Raw genomic sequence first — 21,345 nt, 5'->3', positions numbered from 1 at the left:
CGCGGCCGGGAGACGCCCGGCGCCAGGGCCCTGGGGGCGCGAGGTGGCCCGTACGGGTCCTCCACGCGTGGCCCGCCCGAGTCACCGGGCGCGGGGCCCCTTGCTCGACCCAGGAAGGGCCCCATGCCCGCGACCGCCCAGGGCGGGACGCGCACCCCCTGGCCGTCTGACGCTCCGTCAGCTAACGTCCCCGTGCACCGCCACCCCGCCCGCCGGTGAAGGGGGACGTCTCCATGCCCGTCACGGTCGTACGCCTCAACCTCGTCGAGCCCGACGCCACACCCGCGTCACTGAGCGCCCGCTACCGGGCCGCGGTCGAGATGGCCGCGTACGCCGACGACCGCGGGATCACCACCGTGCAGACCGAGGAGCACCACGGCGTCGCCGACAACTGGCTGCCCTCGCCGTTCCTCCTCGCGGGCGCGGTATTCGGCGCGACCCGGCGCATCGCGGTCACCGTCTCTGCGGTCATCGGCCCGCTGCACGACCCGCTGCGCCTCGCGGAGGACATCGCGGTGCTCGACCTGCTCGGCCAGGGCCGCCTGGTCACGGTGGCCGGCATCGGCTACCGGCCCGAGGAGTACGCCCTGTTCGACGTGGAGTGGAAGCGGCGCGGCGCGCTCCAGGACGAACTTCTGGAGACGGTGCTGAAGGCGTGGACCGGCGAGGAGTTCGCATATCGGGGCCGTACGGTACGGGTCACCCCGCGCCCGTACTCGCAGCCGCACCCCCTGCTGCTGGTCGGCGGTTCGTCCAGGGCGGCGGCGCGGCGGGCCGCCCGGCTGGGGCTGCCGTTCTTCCCCAGCGCGCATCTGCCGGAGCTGCAGGCGTACTACGAGGAGAGGCTGGCCGAGTACGGCACCGAGGGGTGGACCATGATGCCGCCGGCCGTGACCCCGCTGCTGCACATCGCCGAGGACCCGGACCAGGTGTGGGCGGAGTACGGCGAGCACTTCCTGCACGAGGCCCGGACGTACGCATCCTGGCAGTCCGGCGACATCCGCTCGGCGGTGAGATCGGCGGCGACGACCGTGGGCGAGCTGCGCGCGGAGGGCGTCTACCGGATCCTCACCCCGGACGAGTGCGTGGCGCAGCGGCTGGAGAGCCACGTGCTGCACCCGCTGGCGGGCGGCATGCCCGTCGACGAGGGCTGGCGGAGCCTGCACCTGTTCTGCGAAAACGTACTGCCCCGGCTCGAGGACCTGGCGGTCTGAGCCGGGGCGGCACGTCTTCACGGATACGGGGAGAGGGGCAGCGGGGACTTGGCCCTTCTCCCCGAGACACGGGGACCGGTGAGGCCTAGCCCATCTCCTCCAGGGCCTTGCCCTTGGTCTCCTTCACGAACTTGAGCACGAAGGGGATGGAGAGCGCGGCGAAGATCGTGTAGATCACGTAGGTCGCGGACAGGTTCCAGTCGGCCAGCGAGGGGAAGCTCGCGGTGATGGCCCAGTTGGCGATCCACTGCGCGGAGGCGGCGACGCCGAGCGCGGCGGCGCGGATCCGGTTGGGGAACATCTCGCCGAGGAAGACCCAGACGACCACACCCCACGAGAGGGCGAAGAAGAGGACGAAGACGTGGGCGGCGATCAGCGCGACCCAGCCCTGGGTGGCCGGCAGCTTGCCGTCGACGAGGTCGAACGAGAAGGCCCAGGCCTCCAGGGCGAGACCGACGACCATGCCCACGGAGCCGATGAGCGCGAGCGGCCTGCGGCCGACCCGGTCGACGAAGATCATGGCGATCACGGTGCCGATGATGTTGATGATCGACGTCGTGAACGAGTAGAAGAACGACTGCGACGGGTCGACACCGACGGACTGCCACAGCGTCGAGGAGTAGTAGAAGGCGACGTTGATGCCGACGAACTGCTGGAAGACCGAGAGGCCGATGCCGATCCAGACGATCGGCAGGAAGAAGAACCGGCCGCCGAGCAGGTCCTTGAAGGCCGACTTGTGCTCGCGCTTCATGGCGAGCTCGATCTCGGCGACCCGGGCGTCCAGGTCGACGTCCTTGCCCTCGACCTCGGCGAGCACCTCACGGGCGCGGGCGTCCTTGCCGGCGGAGATCAGGTAGCGCGGCGACTCGGGGATCGCGAAGGAGAGCAGGCCGTAGAGGACGGCGGGGACGACCATCACGCCGAGCATGACCTGCCAGGCCTCGAGGCCGAGCAGCTTGCCGCGCTGGTCGCCGCCCGCGGCGTTCAGGATGCCCCAGTTGACCAGCTGGGAGATCGCGATGCCGACGACGATCGCGGCCTGCTGGAAGGAACCGAGCCGGCCGCGGTAGGCGGCGGGCGCGACCTCGGCGATGTAGGCCGGGCCGATCACGGAGGCCATGCCGATGGCGAAACCGCCGACGACGCGCCAGAAGGCCAGGTCGTACAGGGCGAAGGGCAGCGCGGACCCGACGGCGCTGACGGTGAAGAGGACGGCCGAGATCTGCATGCAGCGGATGCGGCCGATGCGGTCCGCGATGCGGCCCGCGGTCGCGGCGCCGATGGCGCAGCCGATCAGCGCGATGGCGATGACCTGGGCGAGGGCCGCGGAGCCGACGTCGTACCGGCTGCGGATGGCCTCGACGGCGCCGTTGATGACAGCACTGTCGTAGCCGAAGAGGAAGCCGCCCATCGCGGCCGCCGCGGCGATGAAGATGACGTGCCCGAGATGATCGGGGTGAGCCGTCCTGGCTCCTGACGACTGCGCTGTGCTGGTCACGTGAACTCCTCGGGCCACCGGCCTCACTGCCGGGGGTGGGGGCGAGCCCTTCAGGGGTCCTACCAGTGGCGCATACCTTCGCACCGCCCACCACCTGAAGGTAAAGGCAACGTTGCAGAGACTATGCCTTCAAGTTTCGAAGTCAATAGTCGTTCGATGTGAGTTTGCACCCTGCATGGTGTCGCACTTGCATTCAAGAGTTGAACTCAATTTCACGACATGGTTCGTCTACCCCGAGGAGTCGAGGGCAAGCCCGGACGGGAGCCCGGGGCAACCGTACGTGCGCCGGCCGGGAGCGGCGGAGCAGCGGTCGGCCCCCGGGGCGGGCCCAGGAAAGTCCGGCGGTGCCACGCCGCCCGCGACCCGTCAGCGCAGCCGCTGGCTGATGACCTTCGACACACCGTCGCCCTGCATGGAGACGCCGTACAGCGCGTCGGCGACCTCCATCGTGCGCTTCTGGTGCGTGATCACGATCAGCTGCGACGCCTCCTGCAGCTCCTGCATGAGGCGGATCAGCCGCTGCAGGTTGGTGTCGTCGAGCGCCGCCTCGACCTCGTCCATCACGTAGAACGGACTGGGCCGCGCCTTGAAGATCGACACCAGCAGCGCCACGGCGGTCAGCGACCGCTCGCCGCCCGAGAGCAGGCTGAGCCGCTTGACCTTCTTGCCCGGGGGCCGGGCCTCGACGTCCACACCGGTGGTGAGCATGTTGGAGGGGTCGGTCAGGATCAGCCGCCCGTCGCCCCCGGGGAAGAGCCGGCTGAAGACGCCCTCGAACTCGCGGGCCGTGTCCCGGTAGGCCTCGGTGAAGACCTGCTCGACGCGCTCGTCGACCTCCTTCACCACCTGGAAGAGATCGGCGCGCGTCTTCTTCAGGTCCTCCAGCTGCTCGCTGAGGAACTGGTGGCGCTCCTCCAGCGCGGCGAACTCCTCCAGGGCGAGCGGGTTGACCTTGCCGAGCTGCTGGTACGCACGCTCGGCGGACTTGAGCCGCTTCTCCTGCTCGGCCCGGTGGAACGGCCGGGGCCGGTTGCGCGGGTGATCGGGGTCCTCGGGGAGTTCCTCGCCCTCGGCGGGCAGGGACGGGGGCACCGGCTGCTGCGGACCGTACTCCGCGACCAGTCCCTCCGGTTCTACGCCGAGTTCCTCCAGCGCCTTCGACTCCAGCTGCTCGATCCGCAGCCGCTTCTCCGCGCCGAGCACCTCGCCGCGGTGCACCGAGTCCGTCAGCTTGTCGAGCTCGGCCTTGAGGTCGCGGCCCGCGTTGCGGGCCTCCGCCAGCTCCCGTTCGCGCCGGGCCTTGGCGGCGTCGGCGGCGGTCCGTTCCGCCTCGGCGCGGGCGAGGGAGACCTCGACGTGCGCCAGGAGCTGCCGTGCTCCGGAGGCGACGGCCTCGGCGACCGCCGCTTCGTGCCGCAGCCGGGCCCGCCGCTGCTCGGCACGCGCGCGTGCCTCGCGCTCGGCGCGGGCGGCCCGGTCAAGTCCTTCGGCCCGCCCGGCGAGCCCCTTGACCCGCTCCTCGTGCGTACGCACCTGGAGCCGGGCCTCCATCTCGGTCTGCCGCGCGTTGGCGCCGTCGGCCGCGAGCCGGTCGCGTACGGAGGTGTCCGGCTCCTCCTCCACCGGCATCTCCTCGGCGACGGCGAGCCGTTCGGCCAGCTCCTCCGCCTCCTCGACGGCCCGGTCCAGCGCCTCCTGCGCCCGTGCGGTCGCGGCGGTGCCGCGCTCCGCCTCCCCCGCGGCCCCGCGCGCCTGCCCCGCCAGCCGGCCGAGCTGCTGCGCGACGGACGACTTCTCCCGCTCGGCGGCCCGCCGCCGCTCCCCCAGCTCCTCGACGAGCGCCGCCCGTTCCCCACGCAGTGCGGTGGCGTGCCGCTGCGCCGCCGCGAGCTCCTCGCACCGCACCGCGAGCTCCTCCAGCTCCGCCGCGGCCTCGTCGACGGCTGCCTGCACCTCGAGCAGACTCGGCGCCCCCGCGGACCCGCCGTGCGCGAAGTGCGCGCCCAGCAGGTCTCCTTCGGCGGTCACCGCCGTCAGCTCGGGCCGCGCGTACACCAGGTCCTCGGCGTCCTCCAGCGTGCCGACCACGACGATCCCGCGCAGCAGCCGCCGTACGGCGGGCATCAGCTCGTCCGGCCCGCGGACGAGATCGGCGGCGTACGGCGGTCCGCCGCGCTCCTCCTGCCGGGCGTCGGCGCGTCCGGCGTCCCCCGGGACGCCGGACGCGCGGTCCCCGTCAGGACCGGGCGAGTGGTGCGGGCCTCCCGGCGCGAGGTCCCCACGTACGGCGTCCCCGGACGCATCGGCCCCGCCCGCACCACCGGGCCCGGGATCCGCGACGCACTCCGCCGCAAGCCCCGCTCCGGCACCGGCACCCGCGCCCCCCGGCAGGTCGTGCGCGCGTACGGCATCTCCCGGGTCGAGCGCGCGCCCCGCTCCGGACGTGCGCCCCGTGGAGGGGTGGGCCGCGCCGCCGGTGGACGGGTCCTCGCCGGGAGCGCCGGCCAGCAGCAGGGCCGCACGGCCCGCGTCCTGTTTGCGGAGCAGGCGGATGGCCTCGGCCGCCGAGGCGGGCGTCGTCACCGCGATCGCGTCGGCCGCCGCGCCGAACGCGGCGGCGAGGGCGATCTCGAAGCCGGGGGTCACCGAGAGCAGTTCGGCGGCCGGGCCGAGCACCCCGCCCAGCCGGTCCTTCGCGCCGAGCAGCGCACCCGTGCCGTCCTTGCGGCGCAGCCCGGGGGCAAGAGCCTCACGGCGGGCCTGGGTGGCGGCGCGCCTGCGTTCCGCGGTCGTGAGCGCCTCGCGGGCGGCCGTCAGGCCGGCCTCCGCCTGGCCGAGCGCGGCCTTCGCCGCCTCGTGCCGCTCCGCAAGCTCGACGTCGCCCGCGTCGAGGCCGTCGACCTCGGCCTTGAGCTGCTCGTACTCCTGCTGGGCCGTGACGGCCCGTTCCCGCGCCTCGTCGCGGCCGGCGGCCAGCCGGTCGATCTCGGCCTGGGCGGAGGCGGCCCGGGAACGGGCGGCGTTGACCTGGCCGTTGAGGCGGGCGAGCCCCTCGCGGCGGTCCGCGATGGCGCGGGCGACGTCCCGGAGGCGGCGTTCCTCGACGGCCAGCTCGCGCTCCAGCTCGGCCCGGTGCGCGACGGTGTCCTCGAGGGCGTGCCGGGCCGCCTCCAGGGCCGCTTCGAGCTCGGCCTCCTGCTCACGGATCCGGGCGGCCTCGCGTTCCAGGTCCTCGGGGTCGCGTCCGCGCCGCTCCTCGACGGGCGCGGAGGTGGCGCTCTTCACGCGCGCGTCGGCCAGCGAGATCGTGCCCCGCACCCGCTCGGCGAGCTGCGAGAGGTCGTACCAGGTCTGCTGGGCTCGCTGGAGGCGCGGGGTGAGCCGCCGGACCTCGTCCTCGAGTGCGGCCTCGCGCCGCAGGGCCTTCCTCAGCTCGGCCTCGGCGGCGTCCTTGCGTTCCTTGAGGGCGGCCTCGTCGGCGATCTCGGCCCGGAGCGCCTGGCGCAGCCGTACGAGATCGTCGGCGAGCAGGCGCAGGCGCGCGTCGCGCAGGTCGGCCTGGATGACGGCGGCCCGGCGGGCGACGGCGGCCTGCCGGCCCAGCGGTTTGAGCTGGCGGCGCAGTTCGTCGGTGAGGTCCTGCACCCGCGCGAGGTTGGCCTTCATCGCGTCCAGCTTCCGCAGCGCCTTCTCCTTGCGCTTGCGGTGCTTGAGGACGCCCGCGGCCTCCTCGATGAAGGCGCGGCGGCCCATGGGGTCGGCGTGCAGGACGGAGTCCAGCTGGCCCTGGCCGACGATCACGTGCATCTCGCGGCCGATGCCGGAGTCGGAGAGCAGTTCCTGGATGTCGAGGAGCCGGCAGGTGTCGCCGTTGATCTGGTACTCGCTGCCGCCGTTGCGGAACATGATCCGCGTGATGGTGACCTCGGCGTACTCGATGGGCAGCGCACCGTCGGAGTTGTCGATGGTGAGGGACACCTCGGCGCGGCCGAGGGGTGGCCGCCCGGTGGTGCCGGCGAAGATGACGTCCTCCATCTTGCCGCCACGCAGCGACTTCGCGCCCTGCTCGCCCATGACCCAGCTCAGCGCGTCCACGACGTTGGACTTGCCCGAGCCGTTCGGGCCCACGACGCAGGTGATGCCCGGTTCGAACCGCAGCGTGGTCGCCGAGGCGAACGATTTGAACCCGCGGAGGGTCAGGGCCTTGAGGTGCACGCCGCCGGACTCTACCTTTCGTGCCTGTCTCACTCCATGAACGCGCGGTTTCGCCCGTGAACGCGCAGGGCAGACCGTCGGTTAATGAGTGGGAGACAGGCACGGGGGGCAAGACGAAGGGACGCCGGGGAGGCGTCCCTTGCAGTTCTGACGGCATGCGTTGGCCGAGTCGCTCGAATCGACCACTCGTGTCGTCGCGCGGCCCAGCGATCAGGTGAGCGCAGGCTCCGCCTGGGGTACGTCGAGGTGCTCAAAGGAATCGTGAGAAGCGGCAGCCGCGAGCGCGTCGTTCTCGGCCTGGATCCGTACGAGCTCGGATTCGAGGTCCTGGACGCGCTGCTGGAGCCGTCGCATCTCGGCGATGAGTCGCGGGTCGGAGCCGCCGACGTAACCGAGAAGCGCCTTTGCCATGATGGATGGTCCTCCACACTGAGTGACACCGAAGCGGTGTGGGTCGTGAGGGAATCGCACCCGCGATGCTTGACACTCTTCAGTTTTTGCTGCCGTTCCTACATGCCAAACAGCTAAGGTGCGCGGGGCTTTCAGAGTCTCACCAAAAAGTTTGACGGTCAACACGATCACGCCCCGCATTGGGGGCAACCCGGGCGCGCGGCCCGGTCCGGGCGGCACTGCGACTCCTGCGGGGCCCTCGGGGCGTGGAGATCATCGTCCATCTCGGAGCCTGCCACGACAAGCGCGTTCTTGGCAACCACCAGGCACTTTCCGCTTCCCGGGGCCGGCACCACTCCTCGCGCGCCCCCTCGGGACGGAGGTCGCGGCCGTCGCCGTCAGCGGATGGCGAACCCGTCGTAGATGCCGCGCGGCGTGTCCCACATCTCAGTGACTCCGTCCACGCGCCCGGGTGTGTCGTCCCCCCGGAGCCAGTCGAGGAGACCCTCGCAGCCCTCGCGGGGGCCCTCGGCGACCACCTGGACCCGTCCGTCCTCCAGATTGAGAGCAAAACCACTCAGTCCGCCGATCTCCAGCGCCCTGGACCGGGTGAACCAGCGGAAACCCACACCCTGGACCCTGCCGCGGACCCACGCGACGAGCCGTACTTCCTCGTTCATGGGTGCACGCTAACCGGACAATGTCCCTCGCAGCACTTCCTCCCCTTGCGCCATGGGGTACCGTCCCGACCCAATGAGTCTCATGTGAAACTCACTCGTTCGAGTGAGTGTTGCTGACCGCAAGGATGAGGAAGGCCAGGAGATGGGACGCCACCGACGCTCCGCCGCCGGCCGCGCCGCCACAGGCCGCGCCACCGGTGTCACGGAAGCACACCGGGTACACACGGAGAGCTACGGCCCGGAGAACCTGTACGGCTACGCCGCAGTGGCCGACCTCCCGCAGAACGCCGCCGCCCGCTCGCACCGCAAGAAGAAGGGCGCGCCCGTGCGCACCGGCCTGCTCGGTGTCTCCGCGGCCGTCGCCCTGGGCACCGTCGCGGTGGCTGCCGGCGTGCTGCCGGGCAGTGACAACTACTCGGTCGGCGGCGGCAACGCCTCGGACAAGGTCCAGGCCGCCGGTTCCCCGTCCGGCCTGGAGACCGAGCAGGGCGGTTCGACGGCCGCCGCGGAGGACCGCGGCGACAGCGGCACGAGCCGCGACGCCGAACGCTCGGCCTCGCCCTCCGCGGCACCGTCCAAGACGTCCAGGACGTCCGAGAAGCCGTCGGCCACGCCGTCGAAGAAGCCTTCCGAGAAGCCCGGAAAGTCGCAGGCGACCAAGAAGCCCAGCCGTCCGCCGGCCACGAAGGCTCCGCAGAAGCCCGCGCCGGCGACGGTGTCCGGCGAGACCGCCGCCGAGGCCGCGGTGCTGAAGCTCGTCAACGAGGAGCGGGCCAAGGTCGGCTGCAGTCCGGTGGCGGCGAACAGCGCGCTGTCGGACCTGGCGGCGGCGTTCAGCGAGGACATGGCCGCCCGCGGGTTCTTCGACCACACCGATCCGAGCGGCGCCTCGCCCTGGGACCGGGCGGCGAAGGCAGGCATAACCGACCTGGGCGGCGAGAACATAGCCCGGGGCCAGGCCACCGCCGAGGCGGTCATGGAGGCCTGGATGAACAGCCCCGGCCACCGCGCCAACATACTGAACTGCGACTTCAAGACGCTCGGCGTCGGCGCGCACTTCGGTTCCGGCGGCCCGTGGTGGACGCAGGACTTCGGCTACTGAGATAACCGCAGGTCAGAGGGCTGAACACCCTCGTGGGCCGTGTCCGGGCCGTCAGCGGCAGCCTCTTCGCCAGAGGAGACGCGATCCACGGCGGCCCGGGTCCGAGTCCCGCTCGACGGCATCAGGTGCGTGTACGTCCGCAGCGTGAACCCGGGGTCGTGGTGGCCGAGGTACTCGCTGAGCGCTTTGATGCTCTCTCCCGCGTCCAGGAGCACCGAGGCGTAGAAGTGCCTCAGCGCGTGCATCCCGTTGTCCCGCCCTGTCTCGACCCCAGCAGCCCGAAGCGCCGGCCGCCAGACTCGATCGTTGAAGCGGTTCCGGTCGAGGGGCAGCCCCGCGGAGCCCGTGAAGAACAGCGAAGCCGTCACGGGTGGGCCGTCGAGGGTCTTCCACGGCAGGGTGACCCGCACCGCCGGGCACTGCTTCAGGTGCTCGGTCAGCGCGCGAGCCACCGAGGCGGGGAGCGGCACGTCCCGCTCCTTGCCACCCTTGGGCGGGGCGAAGACCGGCCTGTGCAGGCGCAAGAGCTTGACTTGCCGCACCACGTGCAGCATCCCGCCGGCGAAGTCCACGTCCTCAACGGCCAGGCCGAAGGTCTCCCCTTGCCTCAGCCCGCAGCCAGCGGCGAGGTTGACGAGGGCCGCGTAACGGTCGGGGAGCTGCGAGCGGACCGCCAGCAGGCGCTCGGCCGTCCACGGCCTCACTTTGCGCGGCTCCAGGCGAGGCGCCTTGACAGACCTGGCACGGCACGGGTTTTCCCTGATCACCCGGTCCTCAACGGCAGCGGTGAACACCGTGGAGACGTGAGCAAAGATGCCCCGGCGGTAGCCGGTCGAGAGCCCCCGGTCTTCCAGCGCCCGCAGCCAGACCCTCAGGTGCGACGGGGTGAACGACGCCATCGGGCGCGTGCCCAGGTGCGAGTCGATCACCGCGTTACGCGGCCAGCGGTCAAGACGATGCCTCCGGCGGGGGATCGGCCGACACCGGGATGGAGGGGGCGCCGTTCCCGACTGCGGGCCCGTAGTGGCGTGCGCGGGGGAGCTCCCATCCCGACCACCATCGACCCAGGCAGAGCCGAGCAGACGCGGCCCATGGCGTCCAGGTCGTTGGTTTCACGTAGAACGTCGAACCGGCCCAACTCCCAGGGCTGAAGCTGAGGTTGGCAAGGGTGCAGCTCCCGACCAAGGCGCGCATGACGCCAGCAGCGAGAGCGCTGGGGACGGGACGTCAAGGGAGTTGTGTGACACGATCTTCCACGTGGAGTGGGGGACGCTTATCGGGACAGCACTCGGAGCGGTGCTTGGCATTGGGGCGACGCTGGCCGGCGAGCACTTGCGTTGGCGGCGGACTGTCAGAAACGAAAGATTGCAAGACCGCCGAACCATGTACGCGGACTGTTTGGTGGCCCTTCGTCGTGCGCACGAGGCTATGCGGTTGGCCGCCGACGAGGACTACTCGGACCCGCAGACGAGGGCAGCCAAGATCCGGCAGGCCTTTCAGGCATCCGGATGCGATGAGGCCCGAGAACGGCTCGTTCTGACGGCAGCCACCGACGTATCGGCAGCCATAGACGCTTCGTACCACTCCTTGCGTGAGGTTCGAGAAACACTCGCGTCCGGATGCACGGTGACGTCAGATGAGTACCATGCCGCCAGACAGGCTCACGGAGACGCGACCCGGGCGGCACGTACGGTCCTCAGGCAAGACCTGGCCACCCTGGAGCTCTGATCCGTTGCTGTACAGCAGCGAAGTACAGCAACCACAGCAACCGCCCCCGTCCGGTAGCGTTCTTCCGCGGTCGTGGCGAGGCCGGTATGACCGTGCGCGAGCGATCCACATAGAGCTACGGATCAGATGCTGAGCCTCTGTAGCAGCATCATGAACCCGTGGGGATAGACGTGGAGCTGCACTCAGCACAGCCAACGCGTAACTGGCGCAAGTCCCGAGCGACGCTGCTGCAGAGTTCGTACGGGCACGGGGACGCGTTGGCCGATGCGATCGGCTCGCTCCGGCTGCTAGGAGTGCCAGGGCGGCTGACCGCTGTGGATCCGTACGGGGATGCTCTGATGAACGAGCAGGAGGCTGTCCTTGCTCTCGGCGAGATCCCCGATCTACGGCAACGGTGCACCGATGAGCGTCAGCTAGCTGCCTTGGACGAGCTTGCAAGGTTGTTGGAGCAGTGCGCCGGCACTCCATGCAGCTATCTGTGGTTCCAGGGCGACTGAAGCCCCGTGCCCCATCCGTGCCCGATAGACCGGGAACTCACGGGGAACCACGGTCACCAGCAGGTACCGCGCATGGCGAAGGCCCCCGAGCGATGTTCCTGGTCAGGGGCCGTTCACCTGCGGTGGGTGTGAAATTGAACCCACGGTGACATCGCTGCCACGACGGTTTTCGAAATCGCTAAAGTGCTGACTCGCCCATTAAGACTCCGCCGCCCTTGCATCGATGCCAGCCGCGCGACAATAGCGCTCCGGCCGTTCCCCTAGTCGGCGCTCTTCAAGGTCTCACTCTCGCCGGAGTCGATCCCCATGATCGCATCCGGGATGTCCGGCGGGACCTGCGTGAGCCGGATGGCGTTGTCAGACATCCTCATCCTCACTCGGGTACCCGGCGCCGCTGGCCCCACGGGTGCCATACCGTACTTCGGGGACCTACGGGCAGCAATCAGAACCTTGAGCTGCGCAATCATGTGCACGGCGACCATCTCCTACAGGAACACAGAGACCGACAGGATGAGGAAGGACAGAAAGAAGAAGAAGACCGCAAGATGAAGTCTAAATCGTCGACGCTTCAACATGAATATATCGTTGAAAGCAAACATTTCCACCTCTTCTAGAAGCAGTCGCTAAACTGCCTGCTCCCGTCCGAGCGGTTCTACCTCCTCCCTCAACGCCGAAGGTTTCCAGGCCGTCATTGCCCGCTCGGTGTCGCGGGCCCACTTCTGCACAGCAGGCCATCCGTACCTTGAGAAGGGCATGTCCAGCAGGCACAAGAGCAGCAGAACGATGCTGACTGCCATGGCAGCGATAGAGAGTCCCTTGCATCCCGCTTGAACGTTGAGCTCGCCAATACGGAATACCAGGACTCCTTCGAAACCCAGTAGCGAGGTGGTCACGATGCTGATCGAGGCGTTGCGGGAGTACTGATTAGTGCGCTCAGTACGCAGCTGCTCCCAGACCATCTTGACTGTGGCGTAGTCCAGGTCTACCGGCTCATTCGGCGGCTCAGCTCTATCGTCATCACGAGTTGTCGCCATGAGGTCGTGGTCATCTTGGGACACCTTGATTGCAACCGCGGCGTTCTATGTCGGTCGACCGTGCCACCAGACACGCCGATACCTTCGGCGGGCAGCGGTAGGCACCGGGATGGAGGCGGCGGCCGCGGATGCGGGCCGGTTGTGGCGCGCGCTCGGGCCGCCTCTGGGCCGTACGGGGGCGCGCAACAACCAACCCGCGCCGCGCACCGCCGGTACGGCCACCCCCGAGCGGCTCCCGTACCGCTCGTTGGCAGGTGTTACGCGGCCGCGCGTCCCAGGGCGAAGATGCGCGCTGTCTGCGCGACCCGGCGCCCGAGGTGTTCGGCCGTCGCCACGTCCGCCTTGTGGACGCCCTCCGGGCCCTGGTCCTTGTTGGACTGGGCGGCGGCGCCGGCGAAGAAGCCGAGGCGGTTGAGGTCGTTCTCGGAGCCCGTGGTGCTGTTCCAGCCCGGCAGCAGACCGAGGCTCACCCAGTTCATGCCGTGCTGCGCGGCGAGCGTCTGGAAGAACTGCAGCGTGTGCAGCTTGTCGCCGCTCTTGGACGCGGAGTTGGTGAAGCCGGCCGCCAGCTTGTCCTTCCAGTCCTGCCCGAACCAGCGCTTCGAGGACTCCTCGGCGAAGGCGTGGAAGGCGCCGGACGCGGTGCCCATGTAGGTGGGCGACCCGAAGACGATCGCGTCCGAGGCGTCGAGCAGCGCCCACTGCTCCTCGGTGATCTCGTCGACCTTGATCAGGTGGACAGCCGCCCCGGCGTCGGCGGCACCGGCACGGACGGCTTCGGCGAGGACGGCGGTGTGGCCGTAACCGGAGTGGTAGGCGATGGAGACAACGGGGGTCGTCACGGTAGGTACTCCTGAGGAGAAGGGACGGGAAGGGGCGGGAACAGCCGGCATGCGTCCGCGCCGCCCCGCTGGTACTGACGAAAGGAAAGCACTAACTTCTGGTTAGTGCAACCCTCTGGTTAGCGCTGCGGAGCAGTATGCTGATGGCATGGAATCCACAGCGCGGTCCGTCCCGGGCGCGGGGAGCGACGACCTGTCGGGCCTCGCGTACGACGTGTTCGCCCGCAACTGCCCGTCCCGCGGCACGCTGGAGCACGTCACCGGCCGCTGGGGCGCGCTGACGCTCGGGGCGCTGCACGAGGGCTCGTTCCGCTTCAACGAGCTGCGCCGTCGCGTGGACGGTGTGAGCGAGAAGATGCTGTCCCAGACGCTGCACGCCCTGGAGCGCGACGGCCTGGTGCACCGCGAGGCACAGCCGACGAACCCGCCGCGCGTGGACTACGAACTGACGCCGCTGGGCCGCGAGGTCGCCGGGCGCCTGCTGACTCTCATCCGCTTCGTCGAGGGGCGGATGGACGACGTACTGGAGGCACGCGGGCGCTACGACGAGACCCGGGACGCCGCGGCGGTCTGAAGTCTCACCGCGCCGGCGTTCGGAAGTCTCCACCGCCGTGCCGCCGTGCCGCCGTGCCGCCGTGCCGGCGCCCGGGGCGGTCCCCACGACGCCCGGCGTTCAGGACGTGACGCGCGGTGCCCGCTGGCACTTGGGGCAGAAGTAGCTGGACCGGTTCATCCAGGCGCGTCGCCGCATCGGCGTGGCACAGCGCCGGCAGGGCAGACCCTCGCGCCCGTACGCGTCGAGCGAGCGGTCGAAGTATCCCGACTCCCCGTTGACGTTGACGTACAGGCTGTCGAAGCTGGTGCCTCCGACGGACAGGGCCGCGGTCATCACATCCCGTACGTGGCCGAGGAGTTCGGCGGTGCGCGGGCGGGTGAAGCCGGCCGTCGGACGCTCGTAGTGGATGCGGGCGCGCCAGAGGGCCTCGTCCGCGTAGATGTTGCCGACCCCGCTGATCAGCGCCTGGTCGAGCAGGGCCCGTTTGACGGTCGTACGGCGTCGGCGCAGCGCCTCGTGGAAGGCCGCGTCGTCGAAGAGCGGGTCGAGGGGATCGCGCGCGATGTGGGCGATGACGTCGGGCAGCCCGTCGGGGGAGGTCCCGTGCAACGAGAGCCCGCCGAAGGTGCGCTGATCGACGAAGCGCAGCTCGGTGGCGAGGTCGTCGGCGAAGCGGACCCGGATGCGCAGGTGCTTCTCGTCGGGGGCCGCGTGCGGCTGCACGAGCAGCTGTCCGCTCATGCCGAGGTGCGCGAGGATCGCGGTGCCCGTCGTCTCCAGCGGCAGCCAGAGGTACTTGCCGCGACGGCTGGGGACGCCGATCCGCTGCCCCTTGAGCCGGTGCGCGAAGTCCTCGCCGCCCGCGGTGTGGCGCCGCACGGCGCGCGGGTGCAGCACCTGGGTCTCGGCGACCGTCCGGTGGGCGACCCAGCGCTCCAGACCTCGCCGTACGACCTCGACCTCGGGCAATTCGGGCATGTCGGCTCCCCGTACACCACAGCGCCCGCCCCCTTGTCAGGGGCGGGCGCTCGGCTGTCTTGTCAGGCGGACGCCGAGGAGGCGTCGGCGTTCCCCTCGGCACGTTCGGCGGCTTTTGCCACCTGTGCTTCGGCCTCGGCCCGGGCGGCCTTGGCCTGTGCTTCGGCCTCGGCCTGCGCGACCTGGGCCTGAGCCTCGGCCGCCGCCTTGGCGCGTTCGTCCGAGGCGGAGCGGATCGAGCGCCACGCGGACTCCGCGGCCTGCTGCTCCGCCTCCTTCTTGCTGCGGCCGGTGCCGGTGCCGTACGAGACGCCTCCGACGCGGGCGGCAGCAGTAAAGGTCTTCTCGTGGTCCGGGCCCGTCTCCGAGACCAGGTACTCGGGAACACCGAGGCCCTCGGTCGCGGTGAGTTCCTGGAGACTGGTCTTCCAGTCCAGGCCGGCACCCAGATTCGACGACTTCTCGATCAGGGGATCGAAGAGCCGGTGGACGAGTTCGCCCGCCGCCTCGAGACCCTGGTCCAGATAGACCGCGCCGATCACCGCTTCGAGGGTGTCGGCGAGGATGGATGCCTTGTCCCGGCCGCCCGTGCCTTCCTCGCCCCGGCCGAGCCGGATGAAGGAGCCGAGGTCGAGCCCACGGCCCACCTCCGCCAGCGCACGCGAGTTGACCACCGCGGCCCGCAACTTGGCCAGCTGGCCTTCGGGCAGGTCGGGGTGGGTGCGGTACAGCGTGTCCGTGACCACGAGGCCGAGTACGGAGTCCCCGAGGAACTCCAGGCGCTCGTTGGTCGGCAGGCCGCCGTTCTCGTACGCGTAGGAACGGTGCGTCAGTGCACGCACCAGAAGGGCGGACTCCAGCTGGTAGCCGAGCCGCCCTTCCAGAAGCGTGTGGGACGAGGCTGTGTTGTCCGCCTTTTTCTTGGCGGTTGGATCCGCCTTGGCGTCAGACATCAGACCTCTCACCAGCCGCTCAGACCTCGAGGACCTGGCGCTTGTTGTAGGTGCCGCAAGCCGGGCACGCGATGTGCTGCTGCTTGGGCTCGTGGCAGCGCTCGCACGCAACCAGGGTGGGGACCGCAGCCTTCCACTGCGACCGGCGGTGGCGCGTGTTGCTGCGCGACATCTTCCGCTTCGGAACAGCCACGGCTACTTCTCCTGCTTCTCGTCGACGCCCGCTTCGGCGCCGCTCATCTCGTCCTTCTCGCCATCTTCGAGTGAACCGGCGAGTCCCTGCAGTGCCGCCCAACGGATGTCGACGGCGTCATGGTGGTGGCCGGGGTCGTCCGCCAGCCGTGCTCCGCATTCGGAACACAGGCCGGGGCAGTCGTCCTGGCACACCGGCTGCATCGGCAGTGCGAGCACCACCGCATCACGCAGCACGGGCTCGAGGTCGAACAGGCCGTCCTCGATGAAGAGAGTGTCCTCGTCTTCCTCGGCGTCGTCGACCGGCTCCGCTTTGACACGGCCCCGGTCATCGGCGTCAGGGTACGAGAACATCTCCTGGAAATCCGCTTCGAGCTCCAGCTCGAGCGGCTCCAGACACCTTACGCACTCCCCCTTGGCCGATGCACGGGCGGTGCCTGTGACAAGCACCCCTTCCATGACCGACTCCAGACGGAGGTCGAGCTCCAACGGGGCGCCTTCCGGCACTCCGATGACTCCCTGGATCCCCAGATCCGCAGGAGCGTCGATCGAACGGGTCAGGCGCTGCAGCGCGCCAGGACGCCGCCCCAGCTCGTGTGTGTCGAACACGAGAGGGTTGCGGTGGTCGAGGCGGGCGTTCAGAGCCATTCCTGCTTTCGATCTTCGATGTGGGGGAGCGCCGCCCTGACCTTCCGGGCAGCGGTGATCGCGGACGTACACGCGACCGAAGAGCCAGGATACTGGACCATTCGCTCTCGGCCCAATCCGGTGCGACGGCGGCCGTCAGTGACCGCCGCGGCCCTGCTCGTAGGCCCGCAGCTGCTCCGCGCTGATCATGCCGGTGTCGAAGAGGCTGGTCTCGTCGAGAGCCTCGCCCCGGGGCTGCTCCTGGTAGCCCTGCTGCCGGTCCTGGTCCTGGCCGTACCCGGGCTGCTGGTCCCGGTCGTACGAGGGCTCCTGGTCCCGGTCGTATCCGGGCTGCTGGTCCTGGCCGTAGGCGGGCTGCTGGTCGTAGCCCTGCTGCTGGTAGGGGTAGGGGTCGGCCTGCTGGTAGCCGTACGCGTCCTGCTGCTGGTACTGCTGCGGGTGGCCGTAGGGATCCGCCTGCTGCTGCTGGTAGGCGTAGGCCTCCTGCTGCTCCTGGTAGGACGGCTGGGCCGGCACCTCGCGATCCCGCTGGGGCTGCGGCTGCCCGGGGGCCGCCGAGAGGTCCGCGAGCCCCGCGAGGTAGTCCGCGTCGCTGGTGTGCTGGACGGTCGTCCCGTCGTCCGCGAGGGACCCGAGGTCGTCGCTGGCGATCCGGCCGTGCAGCTTCTGCCGGCCGCGGCCGACGGCCTCCAGGGTCTTGGCGAGGACGGCCTCGAAGGCACCGAGCTTCACGCCGACGTAGTCGTCCGCGTTGCGGCGCAGCGTCTCCGGGTCCTGGCTGCGCTCGGGGGCGTCCTCGTCCTCGTACCCCTGCTCGTCGACGCCGGGTCCGGTGCCGAGCAGCTTCTCCTTGCCGCGTCCGACGGAACCGAGGGTCTTGGTGAGGACGACCTCGAAGTTGGCGAGCTTGGAGTCGACGTAGTCGTCGGCCTCTGCGCGGATCTCCTCGGCCTCCCGGCGGGCCTCGGCCAGGATCCGGTCGGCCTCGTTCTGCGAGCGGCGGGCGACCTCGGTGCCGGAGACCAGGGAACCGCGCTCGGCGTGCGCGTTCTCGATGATCCGCTCGGCCTCCTGGCGGGCCTGCTCGACCAGCTGCTCGCGGCCGCCGATCAGCTCCTGGGCCTGGGCCAGGGAGCCGGGCAGCGCCTGGCGCACCTCTTCGAGCATCGAGAGCAGCTCGGCGCGGTTGACCACGCACGAGGCCGACATGGGCATGGAACGGGCGCCGGAGACCGACGCGACGATCTCATCGAGCTTCTTCTGCACGTCCACCGTGTGCTCGCCACTCTCTACAGCTGTGATGGAGACGGACGGGTCGACTGTACGACCACTCCCGCCACCTCCGACACCGGGTGACGGGCCGTCAGTTCACCGGGGGTGTCTCAGCCCTGCGCGAGGCGCTCGGTGAGGGCTTGAAGGACCAGCGGCGGCACCAGGTGCGAGACGTCGCCGCCCCAGGCCGCCACTTCCTTGACCAGGGAGGAGGACAGGAAGCTGTAGGTGGGGTTCGTGGGGACGAACAGGGTCTCGACACCCGACAGGCCGTTGTTCATCTGGGCCATCTGGAGTTCGTAGTCGAAGTCGCTGACGGCGCGCAGGCCCTTGACGATGGCCGGGATGTCGCGCTGCTTGCAGAAGTCGACGAGGAGGCCGTGGAAGGACTCGACCTCCACGTTCCCGAATTCGGCGGTGACCTGGCGGATCAGGTCGATCCGCTCCTCGATCTCGAACAGGCCCTTCTTGGACTGATTGATCATCACCGCGACGTGCACCACGTCGTACAGCTTGGAGGCGCGGGCGATGATGTCGAGGTGTCCGTTGGTGATCGGGTCGAACGACCCGGGACAGACGGCGCGGCGCAACTGAGGTCCCTCGCTCTCCGGTCCGGTCATCGTGCGTCTTCGCACGTAGAGGCGGCGCGACCGTACCAAAACGTTCCCTCGCCGTAGCGACGGGCCCGGAGCGCTGCAAAGCCGTCCGGCCACGCGAATTCGCCGCCTCTGGTGCTGCGCTCCACGGTGACGAGCGCATCGTCCGCTAGCCAGCCCTCCGAGCGGAGTGTGAGCAGGATCTCGCGAAGATCGTCGTCGGACACCACGTAGGGCGGATCGAGAAAGACCAGGTCGTACGGGTCGGTGGGGGTCCCGGCCCGAATGATCTGCTCCGCTTTGCCCGGTCTCACCTCGGCGCCGGGCAGGGCCAGCGACGCGACGTTCTCCCGGATCACGCGGGCCGCGCGGGCGTCGGTTTCGACGAGGAGGGCGTGTCCGGCGCCGCGGCTGAGCGCCTCGAGACCCACGGCGCCCGACCCGGCGTACAGGTCGAGGACGCGCTCGCCGTCCAGGGGGCCGCCCAGCAGGGACTGCCAGGTGGAGAAGAGGCCCTCACGCGCCCGGTCGGAGGTGGGGCGGGTGCCGGTGCCCGGCGGGACGGCCAGACGGCGTCCGCCGGCCCGGCCGGCGATCACGCGGGTCATCTCTTCTGTCCTTCGTGCGTGGGGGCCCGTGCGGGCGGGTGACCTCTCCAGTCTGTCAGCCCCGGCCGGGGCGGCGCCCTCTCACCCCGCTCACTCCTGTCCCCCTTGTCACCCCTTGTCGAGGTACTGCTCGCGCTCCTCGTCCAGCAGGGCGTCCAGGGCGGTGCGCAGGCCCACAAGGCGCTCCAGCTCCGGGTCGGCGGCGACGACCGCGGCCGCCTCCTCGCGGGCCTCGGCGATGATCTCCTCGTCGTCGATGACCGTGAGCATGCGCAGCGAGGAGCGGACGCCCGACTGGGCCTGGCCGAGGACGTCGCCCTCGCGGCGCTGCTCCAGGTCGATGCGGGAGAGCTCGAAGCCGTCGAGCGTGGACGCCACCGCGGTGAGCCGCTGGCGGGCGGGGCTGGCCTCCGGCATCTCGCTGACCAGCAGGCACAGGCCGGGGGCGGAGCCACGGCCGACGCGGCCGCGCAGCTGGTGCAGCTGCGAGACGCCGAAGCGGTCGGCGTCCATGATCACCATCGCGGTGGCGTTCGGCACGTTCACCCCGACTTCGATGACCGTCGTCGCGACCAGTACGTCCGTCTCGCCGGCGGCGAAGCGCCGCATCACGGCGTCCTTGTCGTCGGGGGGCATCCTGCCGTGCAGGACTTCGACCCTCAGTCCTTGGAGGGGCCCCTTGGCGAGCTGGTCGGCGATGTCGAGGACGGCGAGCGGCGGGCGCTTCTCGGCGTCGTCCTGCGGGGTCTTCTTCTTCGCCTTGGCGCCCTCCTCCTCGTCGCCGATGCGGGGACAGACGACGTATGCCTGGTGGCCGCCCGAGACCTCCTCGCGCACCCGCTCCCAGGCGCGGGCCAGGAAGTGCGGTTTGTCGGCGGCCGGGACGACATGGCTGGCGATGGGCGAGCGCCCGGCGGGGAGCTGGTCGAGGACCGAGGTCTCCAGGTCGCCGAAGACGGTCATCGCGACGGTGCGGGGAATGGGCGTGGCGGTCATGACCAGCAGGTGCGGGGGCTGCTTGCCCTTGCCGCGCAGGGCGTCGCGCTGCTCGACACCGAAGCGGTGCTGCTCGTCCACCACGACCAGGCCCAGGTCGTGGAACTGCACCTTGTCCTCGATCAGGGCGTGCGTGCCGATCACGATCCCGGCCTCGCCGGTGACCAGGTCCAGCAGGGCCTGCCGCCGGGCCGCCGTGCCCATGGAGCCGGTGAGCAGCACGACCTTGGTGGAGTTCTCGGCGCCGCCGAGCATCCCGCCCTCGGCGAGCTCGCCCATCATCTCCGTGACCGACCGGTGGTGCTGCTGGGCGAGCACTTCGGTGGGCGCGAGCATGGCCGCCTGGCCGCCCGCGTCGACGACGGCGAGCATCGCGCGGAGGGCGACCATCGTCTTTCCCGAGCCGACCTCTCCCTGGAGGAGCCGGTGCATGGGGTGCTCGGTCGCCAGGTCGTCGAAGATCTCCGCGGAGACCTTCTGCTGGCCTTCGGTGAGGGTGAAGGGCAGCTTGGCGTCGAACGCGGTGAGAAGACCGTCGGGGCTCGGCCTGCGGGCCACGGCGGGGAGCTGGGCGTCCGCGTACCGCCGGCGGGCCAGGGCGACCTGGAGGACGAAGGCCTCGTCCCACTTGAGGCGGGAGCGGGCGTCCTCGACGTCCGCCTTGGTGTGCGGGCGGTGGATCTTCAGGAGTGCCTCGGGGAGGGGTACCAGGCCGCGGCCCTCGCGGAGGGATTCCGGCAGCGGGTCGACGGCCTCCTGGGCGCTCGGCAGGACCGTCTGCACCGCCTTGGCGATCTTCCAGGACTCCAGCTTCGCGGTCGCCGGATAGAGGGGGATGAGGGATCCGGCCCAGGTGTCGACCGCCTCGTCGCCGTCGCCGCGCAGCAGCTCGTACGCCGGGTGGGCGAGCTGGAGGCGGCGGTTGAAGACGGAGACCTTGCCCGAGAACATCGCGCGCGTGCCGGGCAGGAGGTCCTTGTGGGGCTTGTGCACGCCGTTGCCGAAGAAGACGAGCTGGAGGCGGCCGCTGCCGTCCGTGATGGTCACTTCCAGGCGCTGGCCCTTGCCCCGCGGGGCCTTGGGCGAGGAGAAGGTGAGCAGCCGGGCGTCGGCGACCTGGGCGACCACCGTCGCGTGCTCGTCCAGGGGCAGGTCGGCGAGGTGGGTGAGCTGCCCGCGCTCCTCGTACCTGCGGGGATAGTGGTGGAGCAGGTCCCCGACGGTGTGCAGGCCGAGATGCTCGGCCATCACCTTCGCGGTGGCGGGACCGAGCACCTTCTTCAGTGGTTCTTCGAGCGCGGGCACGAGATCCATTGCACACCACGACACTGACAATGCCGTATACG

At 70.3% G+C, this 21,345-nt stretch carries 18 protein-coding genes; 3 read left to right on the top strand and 15 right to left on the bottom strand.

Going from position 1 to position 21,345, the window contains the following annotated elements; genetic code table 11:
- Nucleotides 1-233 precede the first annotated feature (233 nt).
- Nucleotides 234-1,214, top strand: a complete 981-nt coding sequence (locus AC0ZLC_RS29370) for an LLM class flavin-dependent oxidoreductase (RefSeq protein WP_476754966.1) — start codon at nucleotides 234-236, stop codon at nucleotides 1,212-1,214.
- An 85-nt stretch (nucleotides 1,215-1,299) separates the two neighbouring features.
- On the opposite strand, the gene AC0ZLC_RS29365 is transcribed toward AC0ZLC_RS29370, so the two are convergent.
- The 4 genes from AC0ZLC_RS29365 to AC0ZLC_RS29350 form a co-directional block, all read right to left on the bottom strand.
- Entirely contained in the window at nucleotides 1,300-2,712 is a 1,413-nt protein-coding gene (locus tag AC0ZLC_RS29365) for a sugar porter family MFS transporter (protein ID WP_476754965.1), read from the bottom strand.
- Nucleotides 2,713-3,078: 366 nt separating this feature from the next.
- Nucleotides 3,079-6,927, bottom strand: coding sequence for an AAA family ATPase (locus AC0ZLC_RS29360; protein ID WP_476754964.1), 3,849 nt, complete (start codon nucleotides 6,925-6,927; stop codon nucleotides 3,079-3,081).
- A 210-nt stretch (nucleotides 6,928-7,137) separates the two neighbouring features.
- Nucleotides 7,138-7,338, bottom strand: coding sequence for a hypothetical protein (locus tag AC0ZLC_RS29355; RefSeq protein WP_358854882.1), 201 nt, complete (start codon nucleotides 7,336-7,338; stop codon nucleotides 7,138-7,140).
- 377 nt (nucleotides 7,339-7,715) lie between these two features.
- A complete protein-coding gene (locus AC0ZLC_RS29350; RefSeq protein WP_476754963.1) occupies nucleotides 7,716-7,997 on the bottom strand; it encodes an acylphosphatase in 282 nt (93 codons plus the stop codon).
- Between the two features lie 142 nt (nucleotides 7,998-8,139).
- On the opposite strand from AC0ZLC_RS29350, the gene AC0ZLC_RS29345 reads away from it, so the two are divergent.
- Complete coding sequence (locus tag AC0ZLC_RS29345) at nucleotides 8,140-9,099, top strand: CAP domain-containing protein (protein WP_476754962.1); 960 nt, start codon at nucleotides 8,140-8,142, stop codon at nucleotides 9,097-9,099.
- On the opposite strand, the gene AC0ZLC_RS29340 is transcribed toward AC0ZLC_RS29345, so the two are convergent.
- The 3 genes from AC0ZLC_RS29340 to AC0ZLC_RS29330 form a co-directional block, all read right to left on the bottom strand.
- On the bottom strand, nucleotides 9,093-10,028 hold the full coding sequence (locus AC0ZLC_RS29340; RefSeq protein ID WP_476754961.1) for a tyrosine-type recombinase/integrase: 936 nt from the start codon (nucleotides 10,026-10,028) through the stop codon (nucleotides 9,093-9,095). The two genes, AC0ZLC_RS29345 and AC0ZLC_RS29340, sit on opposite strands and share 7 nt — an antisense overlap.
- A gap of 1,919 nt (nucleotides 10,029-11,947) precedes the next feature.
- On the bottom strand, nucleotides 11,948-12,358 hold the full coding sequence (locus tag AC0ZLC_RS29335; RefSeq protein ID WP_476754960.1) for a hypothetical protein: 411 nt from the start codon (nucleotides 12,356-12,358) through the stop codon (nucleotides 11,948-11,950).
- A 257-nt stretch (nucleotides 12,359-12,615) separates the two neighbouring features.
- Nucleotides 12,616-13,200: a flavodoxin family protein gene (locus tag AC0ZLC_RS29330; RefSeq protein ID WP_476754959.1), complete on the bottom strand. Its 585-nt coding sequence runs from the start codon at nucleotides 13,198-13,200 to the stop codon at nucleotides 12,616-12,618.
- Between the two features lie 148 nt (nucleotides 13,201-13,348).
- Between AC0ZLC_RS29330 and AC0ZLC_RS29325 the strand changes: the two genes are divergently transcribed.
- A complete protein-coding gene (locus AC0ZLC_RS29325) occupies nucleotides 13,349-13,774 on the top strand; it encodes a winged helix-turn-helix transcriptional regulator (RefSeq protein WP_476754958.1) in 426 nt (141 codons plus the stop codon).
- 99 nt (nucleotides 13,775-13,873) lie between these two features.
- Here the strand turns inward: AC0ZLC_RS29325 and mutM are convergent, their stop codons facing one another.
- The 8 genes from mutM to recG form a co-directional block, all read right to left on the bottom strand.
- Nucleotides 13,874-14,734 (bottom strand): bifunctional DNA-formamidopyrimidine glycosylase/DNA-(apurinic or apyrimidinic site) lyase, encoded by an 861-nt coding sequence (gene mutM / locus AC0ZLC_RS29320; RefSeq protein WP_476754957.1) that lies wholly within the window; start codon nucleotides 14,732-14,734, stop codon nucleotides 13,874-13,876.
- Between the two features lie 62 nt (nucleotides 14,735-14,796).
- The gene (gene rnc / locus AC0ZLC_RS29315; protein WP_476754956.1) at nucleotides 14,797-15,687 is read right to left on the bottom strand and encodes a ribonuclease III; all 891 of its coding nucleotides are present in this window, start codon (nucleotides 15,685-15,687) and stop codon (nucleotides 14,797-14,799) included.
- 19 nt (nucleotides 15,688-15,706) lie between these two features.
- Nucleotides 15,707-15,880, bottom strand: a complete 174-nt coding sequence (gene rpmF, locus AC0ZLC_RS29310) for a 50S ribosomal protein L32 (protein WP_028802425.1) — start codon at nucleotides 15,878-15,880, stop codon at nucleotides 15,707-15,709.
- A gap of 2 nt (nucleotides 15,881-15,882) precedes the next feature.
- Nucleotides 15,883-16,527, bottom strand: coding sequence for a YceD family protein (locus AC0ZLC_RS29305; protein ID WP_476754955.1), 645 nt, complete (start codon nucleotides 16,525-16,527; stop codon nucleotides 15,883-15,885).
- 135 nt (nucleotides 16,528-16,662) lie between these two features.
- Nucleotides 16,663-17,799 (bottom strand): ATP synthase F0 subunit B, encoded by a 1,137-nt coding sequence (locus AC0ZLC_RS29300; RefSeq protein ID WP_476754954.1) that lies wholly within the window; start codon nucleotides 17,797-17,799, stop codon nucleotides 16,663-16,665.
- A gap of 110 nt (nucleotides 17,800-17,909) precedes the next feature.
- A complete protein-coding gene (coaD, locus tag AC0ZLC_RS29295; RefSeq protein WP_476754997.1) occupies nucleotides 17,910-18,389 on the bottom strand; it encodes a pantetheine-phosphate adenylyltransferase in 480 nt (159 codons plus the stop codon).
- Between the two features lie 26 nt (nucleotides 18,390-18,415).
- Nucleotides 18,416-19,003: a 16S rRNA (guanine(966)-N(2))-methyltransferase RsmD gene (gene rsmD, locus AC0ZLC_RS29290; RefSeq protein WP_476754953.1), complete on the bottom strand. Its 588-nt coding sequence runs from the start codon at nucleotides 19,001-19,003 to the stop codon at nucleotides 18,416-18,418.
- Nucleotides 19,004-19,111: 108 nt separating this feature from the next.
- Nucleotides 19,112-21,313: an ATP-dependent DNA helicase RecG gene (gene recG / locus AC0ZLC_RS29285; RefSeq protein ID WP_476754952.1), complete on the bottom strand. Its 2,202-nt coding sequence runs from the start codon at nucleotides 21,311-21,313 to the stop codon at nucleotides 19,112-19,114.
- Between the last annotated feature and the right edge of the window lie 32 nt (nucleotides 21,314-21,345).

The organism is Streptomyces sp. GLSS-08 (assembly GCF_056387915.1).
Note: the sequence above shows the minus strand (reverse complement) of the source record. Positions and strands in the feature narration are given on the sequence as shown.

Coding starts and splice junctions, on each gene's coding strand:
- AC0ZLC_RS29370 (WP_476754966.1), top strand. CDS start 234: ATGCCCGTCACGGTCGTACGCCTCAACCTCGTCGAGCCCGACGCCACA.
- AC0ZLC_RS29355 (WP_358854882.1), bottom strand. CDS start 7,338: ATGGCAAAGGCGCTTCTCGGTTACGTCGGCGGCTCCGACCCGCGACTC.
- AC0ZLC_RS29350 (WP_476754963.1), bottom strand. CDS start 7,997: ATGAACGAGGAAGTACGGCTCGTCGCGTGGGTCCGCGGCAGGGTCCAG.
- AC0ZLC_RS29345 (WP_476754962.1), top strand. CDS start 8,140: ATGGGACGCCACCGACGCTCCGCCGCCGGCCGCGCCGCCACAGGCCGC.
- AC0ZLC_RS29335 (WP_476754960.1), bottom strand. CDS start 12,358: ATGGCGACAACTCGTGATGACGATAGAGCTGAGCCGCCGAATGAGCCG.
- AC0ZLC_RS29325 (WP_476754958.1), top strand. CDS start 13,349: ATGGAATCCACAGCGCGGTCCGTCCCGGGCGCGGGGAGCGACGACCTG.
- mutM (WP_476754957.1), bottom strand. CDS start 14,734: ATGCCCGAATTGCCCGAGGTCGAGGTCGTACGGCGAGGTCTGGAGCGC.
- rnc (WP_476754956.1), bottom strand. CDS start 15,687: ATGTCTGACGCCAAGGCGGATCCAACCGCCAAGAAAAAGGCGGACAAC.
- AC0ZLC_RS29305 (WP_476754955.1), bottom strand. CDS start 16,527: ATGGCTCTGAACGCCCGCCTCGACCACCGCAACCCTCTCGTGTTCGAC.
- rsmD (WP_476754953.1), bottom strand. CDS start 19,003: ATGACCCGCGTGATCGCCGGCCGGGCCGGCGGACGCCGTCTGGCCGTC.
- recG (WP_476754952.1), bottom strand. CDS start 21,313: ATGGATCTCGTGCCCGCGCTCGAAGAACCACTGAAGAAGGTGCTCGGT.